Below are 14,472 nucleotides of genomic sequence, written 5' to 3' on the forward strand. Positions count from 1 at the left end.
GGGCGCTTGTCGGCCCGCAGCCCTTTCGTCTTCAGGCAGCCTTGTTGATCTCGGCCCGGCGCACGGCTTCTTCCCAACGGCTTTCGATGAAAGCCTTGGCATGCGCGGCGAGCGGATTGTTGTCGGTCCAGGTGTCGCGCCAGATGCCGCACACACGCGACAGGGCTTCATCGACGATGGCGCTGGAGAAGCTCTCGAAGGTGACGTCGCGATTGTGGAAGCCAATGTCCACCAGCGCGGAAAAGATGCTCGCGAAATCGATCGTACCGGTGCCGAGATAGCCGCGGTAGTTCTCGTTGAAGTGGAAATAACCGAGCTTGTCCCCAGCCAGACGGATCGCTTCGGCCTGGCTCGCCTCTTCTATGTTCATGTGGAACGTGTCGAGATGCAGGAAGACGTCGTCGCGGCCGGTGTCCTTGATGAACTTCAGGCCTTGCGCGGTCGTGTTCAAGAGGTTGGACTCGAAGCGGTTCACCACTTCCAGAACGATCTGCACGCCGCTATCCCTGGCCACCTCGGCGGTCGCGGCGATAGCGTCGGCGCTGTTCATCCAGCCGGTTCGCGTGGGCAGCCCGTCATACTTGCCGTGCATCGAATAGAGAATGCCGCCCAATCGGATGCCGCCGATGTCGCGGACCGCCTTGACCGCGTCGGACAAGAGCGCCTTTCCCTTGGTGACCACGGCCTTGTCCTCGCTCGAGACGTCCGCATCCGCCGACAGGCCCATCGTGACCACGATCTCGATGTCCAGTTCCTTGGCTTGCTTCGCCAGGCGGTCGAGGTCGAATTTCTCGGGCCGCAGATAAGCGAACTCGATCAGCCGGTAACCATGCTCCGCCGACTTGGCGAGCGCCGTTTCCAGGCCCTCCTGGGTCAGGCCGTTTGTCCAGACAAATGAATGGATACCAAGACGCCGCATTCAGATCCTCCGATAATTAGGTTTGCATGCTAAAGATACAAACTTGATCCTGAATGCCTAAAATTCAGCTTCGGCGCAAGAGGAATTCTGGCATTGGTCGCGAGCCAATCATGCCGGATTGAAAAAATGCTGGAAAACAAATAGTTGAGAGGCATCATGGAGATGCGAGAAAATTTTCTCTGGACCCACGCGAGAAACGGGATATGCAGCTTTTAACAACAAATATCCCGTCACTTGCGCAGACCGAGCGGCATGGACCGCTCGGTCTGCGAGACGCAAGGCGAATGCGGAACGAGCGGAACCCGGTCCAACGTTCGTCAGTTCCTGCCAAGGCATTCGCTTGGGACCAGCCGGCGGACGCCCGATCCTCCGGCTTGCCCAAGCGCGCACCCGGACGCGGCGACGCGAAAACCCTCAGCCGGGAAACAGGTCCAGGATCGACGACAGACGGTTGGCACTGAGATCGATGTCGCTGAGCGGGCCGCCGCTGGGGAGATAGCCAACCACGAACAGACCGGCGGCCCGTGCGGCCTTGGTGCCGGTGCGGCTGTCTTCCACAGCGACGACGGATCCCGGAGCTATGGCGAGCTGCCGGCAGGCCTCGCGATAGGGCGTTGGGTCGGGTTTGCCGACCGAAACGTCGTCGAGGCTGATTGTGAGCCTCATATGGTCGAGCACGCCGAGCGCATCGAGATTGGCATTGACGACTTGCCGGCCGGAATTTGACACGCAGACCTGCGGGACGCCGCGGTCAGCCAGGGTCCGGATCGTCTCGACCGCCTCGGGGATCGGGATGGCGTCCGCCCGGTTGGCGACGTAGTGGGCATTGATGGCGGCGAGCCACTCCGCCTGGTCAAGCCCGACTGGGAGGCGCGGACGCAGCATTGTCCAGACGTCGCCCATATGGATGCCGCGAAAGGCTTGGTCGGGCAGGTCGTCAAGATCGACGTTCCAGTTGCGGCAGCCGGCGAGGAGAGATTGATGATGCAACGGCTCGCTGTCGATCAGCGTTCCGTCGATGTCCCAGGCGACGGCGCGATACATCACGATGGCGATCCCGCTTTGGTCGCGCCAGGAGCCGATAGGCGTGTATAGAGATCGCGATAGCGGCGATAACCGTCGCGGTAGATGTCGGCCTTGCGCGGGTCGGGATCGAGCCGGTCGGCGAAGCTGACGAAACCGGAAACGCCCGACCAGTCGTCGGTCAGGCCGGTGCCGATCGCCGCCGTCCAGGCAGCGCCGATGCAAGAGCCGGGGTGCCCGGTCAGGCGTTGGACCGGCTTTTGCAAGACATCCGCGACAATCTGCATCCAGACCTTGCTGCTTGAGCCGCCGTCGGAGGCGAGATAGCGCTCGGTCCGATGGCCCATGTCGTTGAGCACCTCGACATGATGCGCGATGGCAAAGGCATAGGCCTCGAGCAAAGCGCGCCAGACATGGCCGGTATCGTGCGAAAGCGTCAGGCCGTCGATCACGCCGCGGGCCGCTGGATCATGGATCGGCGTCTTCTCGCCAAGGAAATAGGGCAGGATGATGAGGCCCTCGGCACCGGCGGGACGCTCTGCCGCCAGTGCATCGAGCCGCTGGTGTACGGAAATACCCTCGGCCTGTGCCGCGGCCATCTCGCCGCCGGCGAAATTGCGTACGAACCAGTTGAGGGCGGAGCCGCCTGTCGACATGCAGCCATTGGGCATGAACAGGCCCGGCACCAGATGATAATCGAGATACATGCGCGGATCGGGCTTGATCTGATCGGTAGCGATCAGGATATCGACCGAGCCGCCGAATTTCAGGAGGACATCGCCCGGCTTGGCGACGCCGGCGCCAAGCGCGGAGGCGATCATGTCGGCTGCACCGCCGACGACCGGTGTCCCCGCCATCAGGCCGGTCTCATCGGCGGCCTTCGCCGAGACGGAACCGAGGATCTCATGCGAGGCGATCTTTCGTGGCACGGCCGAGCGCGGTATGTGCGCGAGCGCCACCAGATCGTCGTCGATCCGGTGCGTCGAAACGTCGACGAAGCCGGCCTCCAGCGCCCAGTTCTGCTCGACCGCACGTTCGCCGGTGAGGCGCCAGTTGATATAATCGTAGGAGCCGAAAACGGTGGCGATGCGGCTGAACACCTCCGGCTCGTGACGCTCAATCCAGCGCAGCTTTGCGGTGACGAGCTGTTGGTTGATGCCGTTGCCGGCCTTGGCGATGAAAGCCGTCTCATCGCATTCGGTCCGCAGTTCGGCCACTTCGGCGCCACAGCGGCCGTCGCTCTGCTGGATGCTCGGCCGCAGCACTTCGCCCTTCTCGTTCAGAAGAACGACCGCCGGCAGCATGCCGGTGGTGCCGACCGCCACGATTTCCTCGGCCTTGATGCCGCTGGTCCTGAGCAACTCCTGCACGATGCCGCGGACATTGGTCCACCATTGCGCGGGATCTTCCTCGGCCCAGCCCGCATGCTCGGAATGCAGCGTGACGGGGCGCGAGGCGAGGCCCAGCACCTGATCGGGAAGCCGGATCAGGATGCCGATCGTCGAGGTGGTGCCGATATCGAGACCGAGAACGAACGCCATGTCGAATCCATTGAAATGCTGGGAAGGGCAGGCGGGCGAAACCTGTCTGCCTCGTTGTGTCGCACTGCTCGATACCAGTCGATCATTCCGGACGCCGGCCTGCAACGATCGATATGATCACCGCGAGCCGGCGCGATGGCCGGCATCGCCGTGGAAGCCGTCCTCAGCGCAAAGTGGCGACAACATCCATGAAGCGCTTGACCCGATCGCCGTCGACGGCGTTCCAGGTATTGCCATCGATCTTGAAATGGGTCCCGATCACGACGCCGCTCGCCAGCGAAAGGACGTCGCGGACATTGTCGATGTTCACGCCGGTGTTGGCGAAGACCGGCACGTCCTTGATCGTCTCGCAGACGCTGCGCAGGTGGGACTGGTCGGCCGGCTGGCCGGTGATCGGACCGGAGACGAGGATCGCGTCTGCCATCGACGAGAACACCGCGCTCTTGGCACGCAATTCAATCGGGCGCTGGTCGAGCGAGTGTGCGAACTCGGCATTGATGTTGAAGAGAAGCTTCATGTCGTCGCGACCAAGGTTGTGCCGCAGGCGCGAGGCGGCGGCGCAATCGGGCTCCCACAAGCCCATATCGGAAGCGAACAGGCCGGTGAAGATCTCGCGCACGAAACGGGCTCCGGTGGCGGCTCCGATCGCGACGCTGGCAGTCGGATCCCAGAGATAGTTGACGCCAAACGGCACTTTCAGCTCGGGCTTCACCGCCTGGACGATGGCAGTCATGGCGGCAATGCCCTCGGGCGGCGCCTTGAAGACATAGGGGCGGTCGTTCTCGTTGCCGAACATGATGGCATCGACGCCGCCGTTCTGCAGCTTGCGGATGTCGGAGAGTACGCCATCGATCAGCTTGTCGAGGCCGCCATCGGCATCATAGAGGGGCGTTCCCGGCAGGGCACCGATATGTGCCATCGAGATGACAGCCTTCTTCTTGTCGCCGAAAAATTCAAATACCATCGAGTCTTCTCCTTGGGGATAAAGTGAAAATGGCGCGCCTCAGTCGCGCGTCAGTGGCGGCGCGATGCGCAGGTCGACCTTGGCCGCGGCGAGCGCCGCGGCGATCTTGGCCGGCGGCTCGGCATCGGTGATGAGGATGTCGATGTCCGACAGTGGCGCTATCCGCACCAGCGACATGCGCAGGAATTTGGCGGAATCGCACAACACGATCTTGGTGCCTGACCGCCTCAGATAGGCGCGCTTCATATCGGTATCATCGAAGGAATAATCGAAGAGGCCGTCCGCTGTGATACCGGAGACGCCGATCACGGCGACATCGAACCACAGCGCCTCGAACTGGGCGATGGCCGCAGGCCCGCCGGTCGACATCTCGTCGGCCCGTACGCGGCCGCCGGCAACATAGACTTCGGGCACACCGCCATTCAGCGCCGCCGCGATCCTGAGGCTGTTGGTGAACACCTTGGCGTGCGGAAGGTCCCTGAGGTGCTCGGCCATCAGATAGGTGGTGGTGCCGACATCCAATGCGATCGTGCGGTATCCCGAAACCAGCGCGGCCGCGGCCGCGGCAATCGCGGCCTTCGGGTCGCGGCGCTGGCGCAAGCGCGAATCGAAACTCGGCTCTTCGCTGTCCATGGCGACCAGCGGCGGGTTGTCGGCCTCGATCGCGCCGCCATGGATTCGGACCAGCCTACCCTCGCGTTCCAGTTCGACGAGATCGCGGCGGATCGTCATGTCGGAAACGGCAAGTTCGGCCGCTGCCGCGGCGACGGTGAGCGACCCCGTCCGGCGCAGCAAAGCCAGGATGCGTGCCTGCCGGTCGTGCGCGAGAAGGCGCTGACGATCGGCGTCGCGCGGTGCGCCATGCGGCGATGTCTCAGGAAGGGTGGTGTCGTCTGCCATCGATGTATCCGGTGGGTAAGCCGCCGACGAAGCGGTCTGCTGATCTTCACACTACCGCATGATCAAACATTTTCAAACAAAAATATGTTTGCAGTGTTCGATTTTATTGGTATGCATCTCGATATCAACAAAATGCGTTCCGCCATCAAGCAGAGAGAATACGACCATGCCGGCTGTCTCCGTCACGCCTCCCGTGCTTGCCGAACTCGCGGGCAAGCGAGCCTTCGTGACGGGCGGTGGCGCGGGGATCGGCCGGGCGATCGCGACCGCCCTGACGCGGCAGGGCGTCGCCGTGGCGATCGGCGATCTGGATCCCAAGGCGGCACGTCAGGCGGCTGAGGAAATTGGTGGCGGTGCCGCCGCCGTCACGGTCGATGTCCGCCGCCGCGATTCCGTCGAGGCGGCCTTCTCCACCGTACTGGAAGCGCTTGGCGGCTGCGACATCCTGATCGCCAATGCCGGCGTGTCCACCATGCAGCACGCGCTCGATCTGACCGATGAGGAGTGGGACTTCAACTTTTCGGTCAATGCCCGCGGTGTATTCCTGGCAAATCAGATCGCTGGACGGCATTTTGTCAAGCAAGGCACGGGTTGCATTGTCAACACCGCCTCGCTTGCCGCGAAGGTCGGTGCGCCGCTCCTGGCGCATTATTCGGCATCCAAGTTCGCCGTGCTCGGCTGGACGCAGGCCTTTGCCCGCGAGCTCGCGCCCAAGGGGATACGCGTCAATGCCGTCTGTCCCGGGTTCGTCAAGACCGGCATGCAGTCGCGCGAAGTCGAATGGGAGGCGCATCTGCGGCAAGTCACGCCCGAACGGGTGGTCGCCGACTATATCGCGCAGACGCCGCTCGGCCGGCTCGAGCTGCCGGAGGATGTCGCCGACGTCGTCGTGTTCCTCTGCTCGGATCAAGCCCGCTTCATGACCGGCCAGGGCGTCAACGTGACCGGCGGCGTCTACATGACCTGACGGCTTTCGGCGGCTGTAGCCGGATGCTGATGCGGGCACGCGCCTATCCAAAAAAGTGAACACATATGATCAGAAGTTAGGCTTTTAATGTTATATTTTGTTCTCTAAGATGACCGTTCGCTCGACTTCGGCCTTCGGCGTCAGCCGGGTCAGACGGGTTCATGAGGAAAGTCTATGGCGTCTATCGAGCTCGATCGCGTTTCCAAGCTCTACGGCAATGGCAATTACGGGGTGCATGAGGTCGATCTCACCATTCCCGATGGTGAATTCGTGATCTTTCTCGGTCCGTCGGGATGCGGCAAGTCGACGACGCTGCGGATGATTGCCGGCCTGGAGAGTATCTCCTCCGGCGATCTTCGCATCGGTGGCAAGAGCGTCGCCAATGTCGCGCCGCGCGACCGAAACGTCGCCGTGGTGTTCCAGAGCTACGCGCTCTATCCGCACATGTCGGTGCGGCAGAATATGGCCTTCGGGCTGAAGATGCGCGGCACCGACGCGGCGGTCATCGATGCCAAGATTGCAGACGCCGCTAACCTGCTCGGTCTGCAGAACCTTCTCGGCCGCAAGCCGGCAGCGCTTTCGGGTGGCCAGCGGCAGCGTGTCGCGCTCGGCCGGGCGATCGTTCGCGAACCGGCGGCCTTCCTGCTTGACGAACCGCTGTCCAATCTCGATGCGCAACTGCGTGCCGAGATGCGGCTCGAACTCGTGAAGCTGCACCGGCGCCTCGGCCGCACCATCGTCCATGTCACCCACGACCAGGTCGAGGCGATGACCATGGGCGATCGCATATGCATCATGCGCGATGGTCGCCTGATTCAGGCCGGCCGGCCGCTTGAAGTCTATGCCGACCCGGTCAACACCTTCGTCGCACGCTTCCTGGCGACGCCGCCGATGAACCTCATTCCGGCCACGCTTCAGGCCGCACCTGGCGAAGGGCTCTCCGTCCTGACCGACAGCGGTGCCGTGCTTGCCGTCCCCGCCCGCCACCGCAACGCTTATGGCGAGCGTGCCGGGCGCCGCGTCATTCTGGGCGTGCGAGCCGAGGATTTCCACGAAAGCCCCGACAAGCCGGACTGGCAGAAGATTGCCGTACGGGTCGTGGCCGTCGAGGCTCTCGGCGCCGAGAACGTCCTGATCGGCCAGATTGCCGGTCACGCCACCGGCAGGGATGATGCTCACCCCGCGGGGGGCGACAAGCCGTTGGAGATCGCCGCCCGCCTCAGCCGTTATTTCACGGCGCCCGTCGGCTCGATGGTCGAACTCTACATCGACCCGCTGCCGATGCACCTCTTTGATCCCGAAACCGAACTGGTCATCGCGCGGCCGAGCCTCATGGGGGCCACGCGATGACCAGCATGGACAGAAACGAACGGCCGGCCTTTCGTCGCCGCTTCGGCTTGCATTTCGGGCTGATTGTCGTCTGCGCCATCGTGCTGCTGCCACCGCTCTGGGTGCTGCGGACAAGCTTCGTCCCCGAGCAGTTGTCCTACAGCAACGAGCTGATGCCGGCCTTTACGACGGACAATTATTCGGCGCTGCTGTCGAGCCGCTTCGGTCAGTCCTACCTCAACAGCCTGATCGTCGCGCTCGGCTCGGTTCTGCTCGCATTGCCTTTTGCCGCCACCACCGGCTATGCCTTCGCCCGCTTCCGCACGGGCGGTCGTTGGGCGCGTTTTGCCGTTCTGGCGACGCAGATGTTGCCGCCCGTGGCGCTGGTGCTGCCGACCTTCACGCTGTTCCGAAGCCTGGAGCTCAGCAATTCGCTGACGGGGCTGATCATCGTCTATGCCGCGCTCAACCTGCCTTTCCTGACCTGGATCCTGATGGGCTTCTTCGAGGGCATTCCAGTCGATCTGGAATGGGCGGCGATGACCGACGGCGCGACCGCCTGGGGCGCCTTCTGGCGTATTGTCCTGCCGGTGTCGATGCCCGGTATCGCGGCCGCCGGCGTGCTCGGCTTCATCCTGGCGTGGAATGAGTTTTTGTTTGCCCTGGTTTTGAGCGGGCCGAAGACGGCAACCATACCGGTTGCGCTTGCGGCGTTGCAGACCTCGAACGGCGTCCAGATCGCCAAGGTTTCTGCCGGCGTCGTCCTTGCCATCCTGCCGCTGGTCGTGGCTTCCCGCTTCATCCAGCGTTTCATCGTCCAGGGCTTGACGTTCGGCAGCGTGAAATAGGCCGGCCGCTCCGAGAGCCGACATGGCTCGCTAGCCGGTTATGAAATCGTGGCGGGATCACCGCCGCGTCCAGAGGGAAAGAGGAGTAGAGAGTTATGACTTGGAACAAGCAGACCTTGATCAAAATGCTGATGACGGCCGTGAGCGGGGCAGCTGTTGTCGGCGCATCGCTTCCGGCCAGGGCGGCTGAGCCCATCACCTTGCACGCCTTGATGGAGGACGTGCCGGAAACCAAGATCATTGAAGCGCTGTTGCCCGAATTCGAGAAGCAGACCGGCATCAAGGTCGAGTTTGAGAAGATCGGCTATCCTGACATGCACGACAAGCTGGTGTCGCAGTTGACCGCGCCGCAGAGCTACTACAATGTGCTCGAGGTCGACTTCCTGTGGGCCGGCGAATTTCCGGCGGCCGGCTGGCTGGCCGACCTGAAACCCTTCGTCGAGAAATCCAAATACGATCTGAGCCCCTTCATTCCCTCGACGCTTGATCTGCTCGGCCGAACCGAGGACCAGCTTTTCCTGGTGCCCATGTACAACTACTCGATGGGCCTCCTCTACCGGAAGGACCTGATCGGCGATGAGAAGCTCAAGGCCGCCTACAAGACGGCAACCGGCAAGGAGCTCGCTTTGCCGACGACGCTCGAAGATTATGTGGCGATTTCCAAATTCATGAAGGCCAATGCCGGCGTCGCCGGAGCCGCGATGCAGGGCCAGCGCGGCGATCCCAACAGCATGGAATTCTCCAACTACCTGTTCTCCGCCGGCGGCAGCTATCTCAATGCCGACGGCAAGGCGAGCCTCGACACGGCAGAGGCCAAGAAGGCGCTCGATCTCTATGTCGACAATATCCAGCACGGCGCCCAGCAAGGTGCCGTGTCGGCGACGCTCGACGACACCATGCGCCTGATGTGCAGCGGTTCCGCCTTCAGCATGGTCACCTATTGGTGGATGCTGCCGCAGATGGACGATGCCGTGAAGTGTCCGACGGTCGCCGGCAAGGTCGGCCTGTCGGTGATGCCGGGCGGCCATGGCGAGAGCGGCGGTTGGGGCTGGGGCATTCCCAAGAACACGTCGCCGGAAGAGCAGGAAGCCGCCTGGACCTTCATCCAGTGGGTGCAGAGCAAGGATGTTTCGGTGAAGCGCGCGCTCGAGGGCCACGCGCCCGTGCGCAGCGATGTCTATGCCGATGCGGCGGTGCTGGCGAAATATCCCTTCTACAAGACCGCCCAGGATGTGGTGGCGACCGGCAAGTCGTTCCCGATCTTCACCTATTCGGCGCAATACGAGGATCTGCTCGGTACCCAGCTTTCGCTGGCGGCTGGTGGCCAGGCGACATCGGACGCGGCGCTGAAGGCAGCTTCCGACGGCCTGCAGGGGCTCCTCGACAAATAGCGGTCCGGCTCGGCAAGGAGACCCGGCGCGGCGGTGTCAGCCGCGCCGGATCTTCCAGACCCCGGATCTTGACGAGATCAGCAACGCCACCCCGACCAAGGCTCGGCCACGATGCACAATGCGATCAAAAAAGGATGGGCTGCCCGTGGCCGCGAGTGGCGGACCGGCTGGGCCTTCGCCTTGCCCGGCCTGCTGCTGCTGGCGATCGTGATGGGCTTTCCCCTGGCCTATGCCTGCATCCTCTCGATCTCCTCGATGACCTTGATCAAGCCGCAGCTCCTGCCGCTTGTCGGGTTCAAGAATTTCGCTTCGATGATCGGCGATGAGCTGTTCTGGAACGCGCTCTGGCTCACCGTGCGCTATTCGGCGGTGACCGTGGTCGGCGAATTCGTGATCGGGCTCGGCATTGCCCTGATGCTCAACCGGACGGTCCGGATGAAGCCGGTCTATTTCGCGGTTCTGACCATTCCCATGGCGATGTCGCCGATCAGCGTCGCCCTGATCTGGCGCATGCTGCTCCAGCCCAATCTCGGCATCGCCAATCATCTCATGGAGATATCAGGCCTGCCGCGCCTCGACTGGCTAGGCACGCCAGGCATGGCACTCTGGACGATGGCGGCGATCGACATCTGGCAGCAAATGTCCTTCGTCGTGCTGATCCTCGCCGCGGGGCTCGCCGCTTTGCCGCGCGATCCCTATGAGGCTGCTGAAGTGGACGGCGCGCGCGGCTGGCAGCAATTCTTCTACATCACGCTGCCGATGCTTCGGCCGGTCGCGGCGATCACCATCATCATCCAGCTGATCAACGAATTCCGGACCTACGATCTGCCCTATGTCCTGACCAAGGGCGGGCCAGGCAACGCGACCGAAGTGCTGAGCTTCTTTGCCTATCGCCGTGCCTTTCTCGGCCTTTCGCTCAACGAAGGCGCGGCAGCCGCGTTCGTGCTGCTGCTGATCGTCCTTCTGCTCACCGTGATCTTCTTCGCCGTCCTCGAACGCTCGCAATCGGGAGAGGGCCGGAAGTAGGGCTGTTAAGCCTTGAGCAATCTATGCGGTCTATCCTGGTTTGCAGATTGTCGAGGGAACATGAAACGCCAGCCGCTTCTGCTTTTCGCCTTTCCGTTTCTCATTCTGGCGGTCCTGGCAGGGGAGCGCATGGCGACCTTGTTGCTGGGCATCTATCCAGCCAGCCCCACCGCATGGTGGCTATGGCTTGAACTGCGCCCTCTGTCGACGGTGCTTTGGCAGCAGGTGGATGTCTGGCTGGGCGGTTCCATGGCTTTCGAAGCCGCTATCCTTGCCGCCGCATCGATCGTCTGCTGGATGGCGTGCCACGCCAAGCGGTCGGCTTTCTCGTTCCTCGCCAACCATATCGCCCTGATTTTCGCCGGGCTGATGATCGCGGTCGGCAGCCATTCGGAAACGGCAAGCACGATTGCCGAATTCACGTCGCCCAAGGGTCTTCCCTATTCCCTGGCCGTCGACTTCACCTTGAAGAACAGCCTGGTGCTGCTTTTGGGCTTCGTGGCCTGTGCCTACTGCCACATCGCCTTCCTCACCGAGGTGCGGGAGCGGTCCGTCCGGGCCATCCGCATCCTGGCGCTGCAGCGCGATCTCTAGATCATTCGCCACTTACACCTTGCACGATCCGGGCTCTGCCGGGTCTAGTTGATCCGGCGGTAATAGACCTTGCCGTCGGGCTGCTGGATGCGCTGGTAGTTGGAGCTGGGAGCAGGGGGCGACGCCGATGCGATTCTCCTCCTGGGTGCGGGCGCTTCGATGACGCCGGGTTCGCTCGCGCTCTCGCCGCCGAGGGCTTCGGGCGCTTGCGCCAGCGTGCTGGTAGCGATCTCGGAGGGTTCTTGCGCACCCGGCATGGCCTCGCCGCCGGCGACCGGCATAGTCTGCCCAAGCCGGGCAATGCTGGCATCGATCTCGTTGAAGCTGCCTTGCAACTGGCTGTCCAGTTTCTCGAACCGGCTCTGAAAACCGTTGTTGACCGTGTCGAGCCGGGCTGCGATCCGCTGCTCGAACGCGCCGAGTTGCTCCAGCCGCGCCTCGACGAAACGCAGGTCGCTCATGCCCCGATAGAGATAGACCGCGGCCGCCATGTTGACTGCGGTGATCAGAAGCGCGCCGCCGGCGACGATGACGGCGATCGTCTTTGCCTTGCTGGGTTTCCCGGCGGCAGCCGGTTCGCGCTGTTCCTGGTTTCCGATATCGATCGCCGGCATGTCCGGTTCGCTGATCATCGTCATTGGACCACCACCTTTGCGCCGACCGCGACGCGTTTGAAAAGATCGATCACATCCGTGTTGGTGAGGCGAAAACAGCCCGATGTCCCGTCGAAGCCGACACCCGACGGGTCGTTGGTGCCGTGTATGCGGTAGAGCGTGTCGCGCCCGTCCCGCGACAGGTAGAGCGCCCTTGCGCCGAGCGGGTTGTAGGGGCCGGCGGGCACCATTTTCGGCAGCTCCGGCTGGCGCGCGCGCATTTCCTGCGGCGGGCGCCACTCCGGCCATTCGGTCTTCGCCCCCACCTTGACGATGCCGGTCCAGCCGAACCCGTCGCGCCCGACGCTGATCTGGTAGCGCAGTGCCTGGCCCTGGCGGGTCACCAGGTAAAGCGCCTTCTCGTCCTTGCGGATGATGATCGTTCCCGGCTGCTCGGCCGTTCTAAAGGCGACGGCCTTGCGCAGGCTGGGCCCCATCGCCGGCAGCGGCGGCCGCTCCGAAAGTGCTGATCGCGCCTCGGCGAAGCCGTGGACGGACAGCGCCAGCGCCATGCCGAGCACGCAGGCGCCGGCGAGCTTTGGGGCGATCCGGTATCTATCGGGCAGCGTCATCGAGCCGCTCTTTGAACATCCGCTTCAGATCCTTGTTGAAGCGCGCCCGCCCATCCACTTCGGAAGGCGGGATGGCCCTGTTCAGCGCATCGGTCAGAAGCGCGTTGTCGAGCGCGACCGACTTGATGTGCGGCGCCTTGAAGATCTTTTCGAGCTCGCTGCGCGAAAAATGGTTCCCGAACCATTTGCGCTTGTGCTTGTTGGCGACCAGCGTGATGCTGACCGCATTGCCGCGCAGCTCGCGGATCTTCTTGTAGAGCCGCTTGCCTTGCCGCAGCGAAGCGACATTGAGTTCGAACACGATGAAGATCTCGTCGCTCGTCGACAGCACGGAATTGTGCCAGGGCGTTTCCAGATTGGGCAGGTCGATGACGATGTCGTCGAAGCGGTAGGCGACGAGGTCGAGCAGCCGGAAGACGAAATCGCTGCCATGCGGCTCGAACGGCAGTTGCGGCCGCTCGAATGCGTAGAGGGTGAGGCCGGACGGGCGCGACAGCTTGATGACGTCCATCAGCTCGACATCGAGCCGCTCCGGCTGGCCGATGATGCCGGCAAGGTCGAACTGGTTGAACAGATTGAGATAGGCGCCGCAATTGGCGCTCTGGAAATCCAGGTCCACGAGACAGGTGGACGCCGCGCGCTCGCCCGATTTCGACGCCAGGAATTCGGCCGCCGACAGCGCCAGCGTCGTGGCGCCGGCGCCGCCGCTGGCGCTGATGAAGGTGATGATCCGGCTTTTCGTTCCCTGGTTGCCGGTGTCGTGGAAGGTCACCGCATTGAGCAGCTCCTTGCCGTCGAGCGGCTTGTGCAGCCAGTCCGAGGCGTTCATGCGCACCAAAACGCGCGTCTGCTCCGAGCTCAGCTCGTCGGAAACCGCGATCAACGGCACGCTGGCCCACAGCGCGCGCGCCTCGACGATGCCCGGCCTGCCGAGCAGCTCGCCATTGCCGAGATCGAGGATGACGATGCCCGGGCGCGTGTCGGCCGGCGGCCCCTTGAGGAAGTCGCTCGTCTCGGAAACCCTGACATCATAGATCGCCAGTGCATCGAGCCGCGTCGCCACATCGCGCCTGAAATTCGGATCCGACGAAAACAGCGCCACCTGCTTGCGCTTGGTCGGCGTAACCTTGGTGTTGATGGCGTTCATGGCCAGGTACTCTTCATGTCTTCGCCCGTGACCGTGCTCAGCATGGAGGGCATGGTGATGTTTCCGAATCCGAGCAGTCCGCCCAGGAAGAAGAACTGGAAGGGATGATTGGTGATGCTGACGGTGATGGTCGGCACCGGTCCGCTGGGTCGCGTCCAGTAGCCGAGGCCGGAGGCCTGGTATTGAATCCTGACTTCGGACTTGGCCAGCAGCGGCAGGAATGTCTGCATTCCGGCCCGGCTGCTGTTGCCGCTGAAAATAAAATCAAAAGCGGCTTGGCTTACATTGAGGTTCTGACATGTAGCGCCTGTGCCGCAAACGCAAGAGACGCTTCCAGCGGTGTTGGCGGTGCAGATATAGTTGTAAGTGTTTGCGGGTACCGCAGTGCCGACTTTGGTTACATCGCTCTGCGTTATCGTCTCCACCAAGAGCCCGCTGGCGACAGGTGTAGAAATCTGCGCCAGCCTTGCGCCGGCTTGCACTGCCTTATTCCCTGCATTCCATTGATAAAAGGCGTAGCCGAAATCGACGAAGCCAAGCAGAAGCGTCAATAGCAGCGAGATCACTATGGCCATTTCGACCATGGCCGTTCCGGACT

At 62.9% G+C, this 14,472-nt stretch carries 15 protein-coding genes; 6 read left to right on the top strand and 9 right to left on the bottom strand.

Going from position 1 to position 14,472, the window contains the following annotated elements:
- Positions 1-31: 31 nt before the first annotated feature.
- The 5 genes from A9K65_RS12765 to A9K65_RS12785 all read right to left on the bottom strand — a co-directional run bounded on the left by A9K65_RS12765 (position 32) and on the right by A9K65_RS12785 (position 5,347).
- The gene (locus A9K65_RS12765) at positions 32-919 is read right to left on the bottom strand and encodes a sugar phosphate isomerase/epimerase (RefSeq protein ID WP_064994609.1); all 888 of its coding nucleotides are present in this window, start codon (positions 917-919) and stop codon (positions 32-34) included.
- 414 nt (positions 920-1,333) lie between these two features.
- Positions 1,334-1,963, bottom strand: coding sequence for an HAD family phosphatase (locus A9K65_RS12770; protein ID WP_032898848.1), 630 nt, complete (start codon positions 1,961-1,963; stop codon positions 1,334-1,336).
- Positions 1,963-3,483 carry an FGGY-family carbohydrate kinase gene (locus A9K65_RS12775; RefSeq protein WP_064994610.1) on the bottom strand — a complete coding sequence of 507 codons (1,521 nt, stop codon included), beginning with the start codon at positions 3,481-3,483 and terminating at the stop codon, positions 1,963-1,965. The genes A9K65_RS12770 and A9K65_RS12775 overlap by 1 nt, the downstream gene beginning before the upstream one ends.
- 163 nt (positions 3,484-3,646) lie before the next feature.
- The gene (locus A9K65_RS12780; protein ID WP_064994611.1) at positions 3,647-4,447 is read right to left on the bottom strand and encodes a BtpA/SgcQ family protein; all 801 of its coding nucleotides are present in this window, start codon (positions 4,445-4,447) and stop codon (positions 3,647-3,649) included.
- 39 nt (positions 4,448-4,486) lie between these two features.
- Entirely contained in the window at positions 4,487-5,347 is an 861-nt protein-coding gene (locus A9K65_RS12785) for a DeoR/GlpR family DNA-binding transcription regulator (protein WP_024502262.1), read from the bottom strand.
- 166 nt (positions 5,348-5,513) lie between these two features.
- Here A9K65_RS12785 and A9K65_RS12790 point away from each other — a divergent pair, with 166 nt between their 5' ends.
- The 6 genes from A9K65_RS12790 (at position 5,514) to A9K65_RS12815 (ending at position 11,502) form a co-directional block, all read left to right on the top strand.
- Positions 5,514-6,314 carry an SDR family NAD(P)-dependent oxidoreductase gene (locus A9K65_RS12790; protein WP_024502263.1) on the top strand — a complete coding sequence of 267 codons (801 nt, stop codon included), beginning with the start codon at positions 5,514-5,516 and terminating at the stop codon, positions 6,312-6,314.
- 174 nt (positions 6,315-6,488) lie between these two features.
- Positions 6,489-7,664 carry an ATP-binding cassette domain-containing protein gene (locus A9K65_RS12795; protein ID WP_013530270.1) on the top strand — a complete coding sequence of 392 codons (1,176 nt, stop codon included), beginning with the start codon at positions 6,489-6,491 and terminating at the stop codon, positions 7,662-7,664.
- On the top strand, positions 7,661-8,491 hold the full coding sequence (locus tag A9K65_RS12800) for a carbohydrate ABC transporter permease (RefSeq protein ID WP_013530271.1): 831 nt from the start codon (positions 7,661-7,663) through the stop codon (positions 8,489-8,491). The genes A9K65_RS12795 and A9K65_RS12800 overlap by 4 nt, the downstream gene beginning before the upstream one ends.
- A gap of 95 nt (positions 8,492-8,586) precedes the next feature.
- Complete coding sequence (locus tag A9K65_RS12805) at positions 8,587-9,882, top strand: sugar ABC transporter substrate-binding protein (protein WP_013530272.1); 1,296 nt, start codon at positions 8,587-8,589, stop codon at positions 9,880-9,882.
- Between the two features lie 111 nt (positions 9,883-9,993).
- Positions 9,994-10,908 carry a sugar ABC transporter permease gene (locus A9K65_RS12810; protein ID WP_064994612.1) on the top strand — a complete coding sequence of 305 codons (915 nt, stop codon included), beginning with the start codon at positions 9,994-9,996 and terminating at the stop codon, positions 10,906-10,908.
- 60 nt (positions 10,909-10,968) lie between these two features.
- Complete coding sequence (locus tag A9K65_RS12815) at positions 10,969-11,502, top strand: hypothetical protein (protein ID WP_064994613.1); 534 nt, start codon at positions 10,969-10,971, stop codon at positions 11,500-11,502.
- Positions 11,503-11,546: 44 nt separating this feature from the next.
- Here the strand turns inward: A9K65_RS12815 and A9K65_RS12820 are convergent, their stop codons facing one another.
- The 4 genes from A9K65_RS12820 to A9K65_RS12835 are packed head-to-tail and all read right to left on the bottom strand — an operon-like array spanning position 11,547 to position 14,458.
- Complete coding sequence (locus A9K65_RS12820; RefSeq protein ID WP_245322041.1) at positions 11,547-12,116, bottom strand: hypothetical protein; 570 nt, start codon at positions 12,114-12,116, stop codon at positions 11,547-11,549.
- A 20-nt stretch (positions 12,117-12,136) separates the two neighbouring features.
- The gene (locus tag A9K65_RS12825) at positions 12,137-12,727 is read right to left on the bottom strand and encodes a L,D-transpeptidase (protein ID WP_024502269.1); all 591 of its coding nucleotides are present in this window, start codon (positions 12,725-12,727) and stop codon (positions 12,137-12,139) included.
- Entirely contained in the window at positions 12,711-13,874 is a 1,164-nt protein-coding gene (locus A9K65_RS12830) for an AAA family ATPase (protein ID WP_064994615.1), read from the bottom strand. The genes A9K65_RS12825 and A9K65_RS12830 overlap by 17 nt, the downstream gene beginning before the upstream one ends.
- Entirely contained in the window at positions 13,871-14,458 is a 588-nt protein-coding gene (locus tag A9K65_RS12835; RefSeq protein WP_245322043.1) for a TadE/TadG family type IV pilus assembly protein, read from the bottom strand. The genes A9K65_RS12830 and A9K65_RS12835 overlap by 4 nt, the downstream gene beginning before the upstream one ends.
- Positions 14,459-14,472: the final 14 nt, after the last annotated feature.

Source organism: Mesorhizobium sp. WSM1497 (assembly GCF_001672455.2).
Lineage (GTDB): Bacteria > Pseudomonadota > Alphaproteobacteria > Rhizobiales > Rhizobiaceae > Mesorhizobium > Mesorhizobium ciceri.

Bases quoted from the DNA above. Each gene is read 5' to 3' on its own strand.
- A9K65_RS12765 (WP_064994609.1), bottom strand. From the start codon at position 919: ATGCGGCGTCTTGGTATCCATTCATTTGTCTGGACAAACGGCCTGACC.
- A9K65_RS12770 (WP_032898848.1), bottom strand. From the start codon at position 1,963: ATGTATCGCGCCGTCGCCTGGGACATCGACGGAACGCTGATCGACAGC.
- A9K65_RS12775 (WP_064994610.1), bottom strand. From the start codon at position 3,483: ATGGCGTTCGTTCTCGGTCTCGATATCGGCACCACCTCGACGATCGGC.
- A9K65_RS12780 (WP_064994611.1), bottom strand. From the start codon at position 4,447: ATGGTATTTGAATTTTTCGGCGACAAGAAGAAGGCTGTCATCTCGATG.
- A9K65_RS12785 (WP_024502262.1), bottom strand. From the start codon at position 5,347: ATGGCAGACGACACCACCCTTCCTGAGACATCGCCGCATGGCGCACCG.
- A9K65_RS12790 (WP_024502263.1), top strand. From the start codon at position 5,514: ATGCCGGCTGTCTCCGTCACGCCTCCCGTGCTTGCCGAACTCGCGGGC.
- A9K65_RS12795 (WP_013530270.1), top strand. From the start codon at position 6,489: ATGGCGTCTATCGAGCTCGATCGCGTTTCCAAGCTCTACGGCAATGGC.
- A9K65_RS12800 (WP_013530271.1), top strand. From the start codon at position 7,661: ATGACCAGCATGGACAGAAACGAACGGCCGGCCTTTCGTCGCCGCTTC.
- A9K65_RS12805 (WP_013530272.1), top strand. From the start codon at position 8,587: ATGACTTGGAACAAGCAGACCTTGATCAAAATGCTGATGACGGCCGTG.
- A9K65_RS12810 (WP_064994612.1), top strand. From the start codon at position 9,994: ATGCACAATGCGATCAAAAAAGGATGGGCTGCCCGTGGCCGCGAGTGG.
- A9K65_RS12815 (WP_064994613.1), top strand. From the start codon at position 10,969: ATGAAACGCCAGCCGCTTCTGCTTTTCGCCTTTCCGTTTCTCATTCTG.
- A9K65_RS12820 (WP_245322041.1), bottom strand. From the start codon at position 12,116: ATGCCGGCGATCGATATCGGAAACCAGGAACAGCGCGAACCGGCTGCC.
- A9K65_RS12825 (WP_024502269.1), bottom strand. From the start codon at position 12,727: ATGACGCTGCCCGATAGATACCGGATCGCCCCAAAGCTCGCCGGCGCC.
- A9K65_RS12830 (WP_064994615.1), bottom strand. From the start codon at position 13,874: ATGAACGCCATCAACACCAAGGTTACGCCGACCAAGCGCAAGCAGGTG.
- A9K65_RS12835 (WP_245322043.1), bottom strand. From the start codon at position 14,458: ATGGTCGAAATGGCCATAGTGATCTCGCTGCTATTGACGCTTCTGCTT.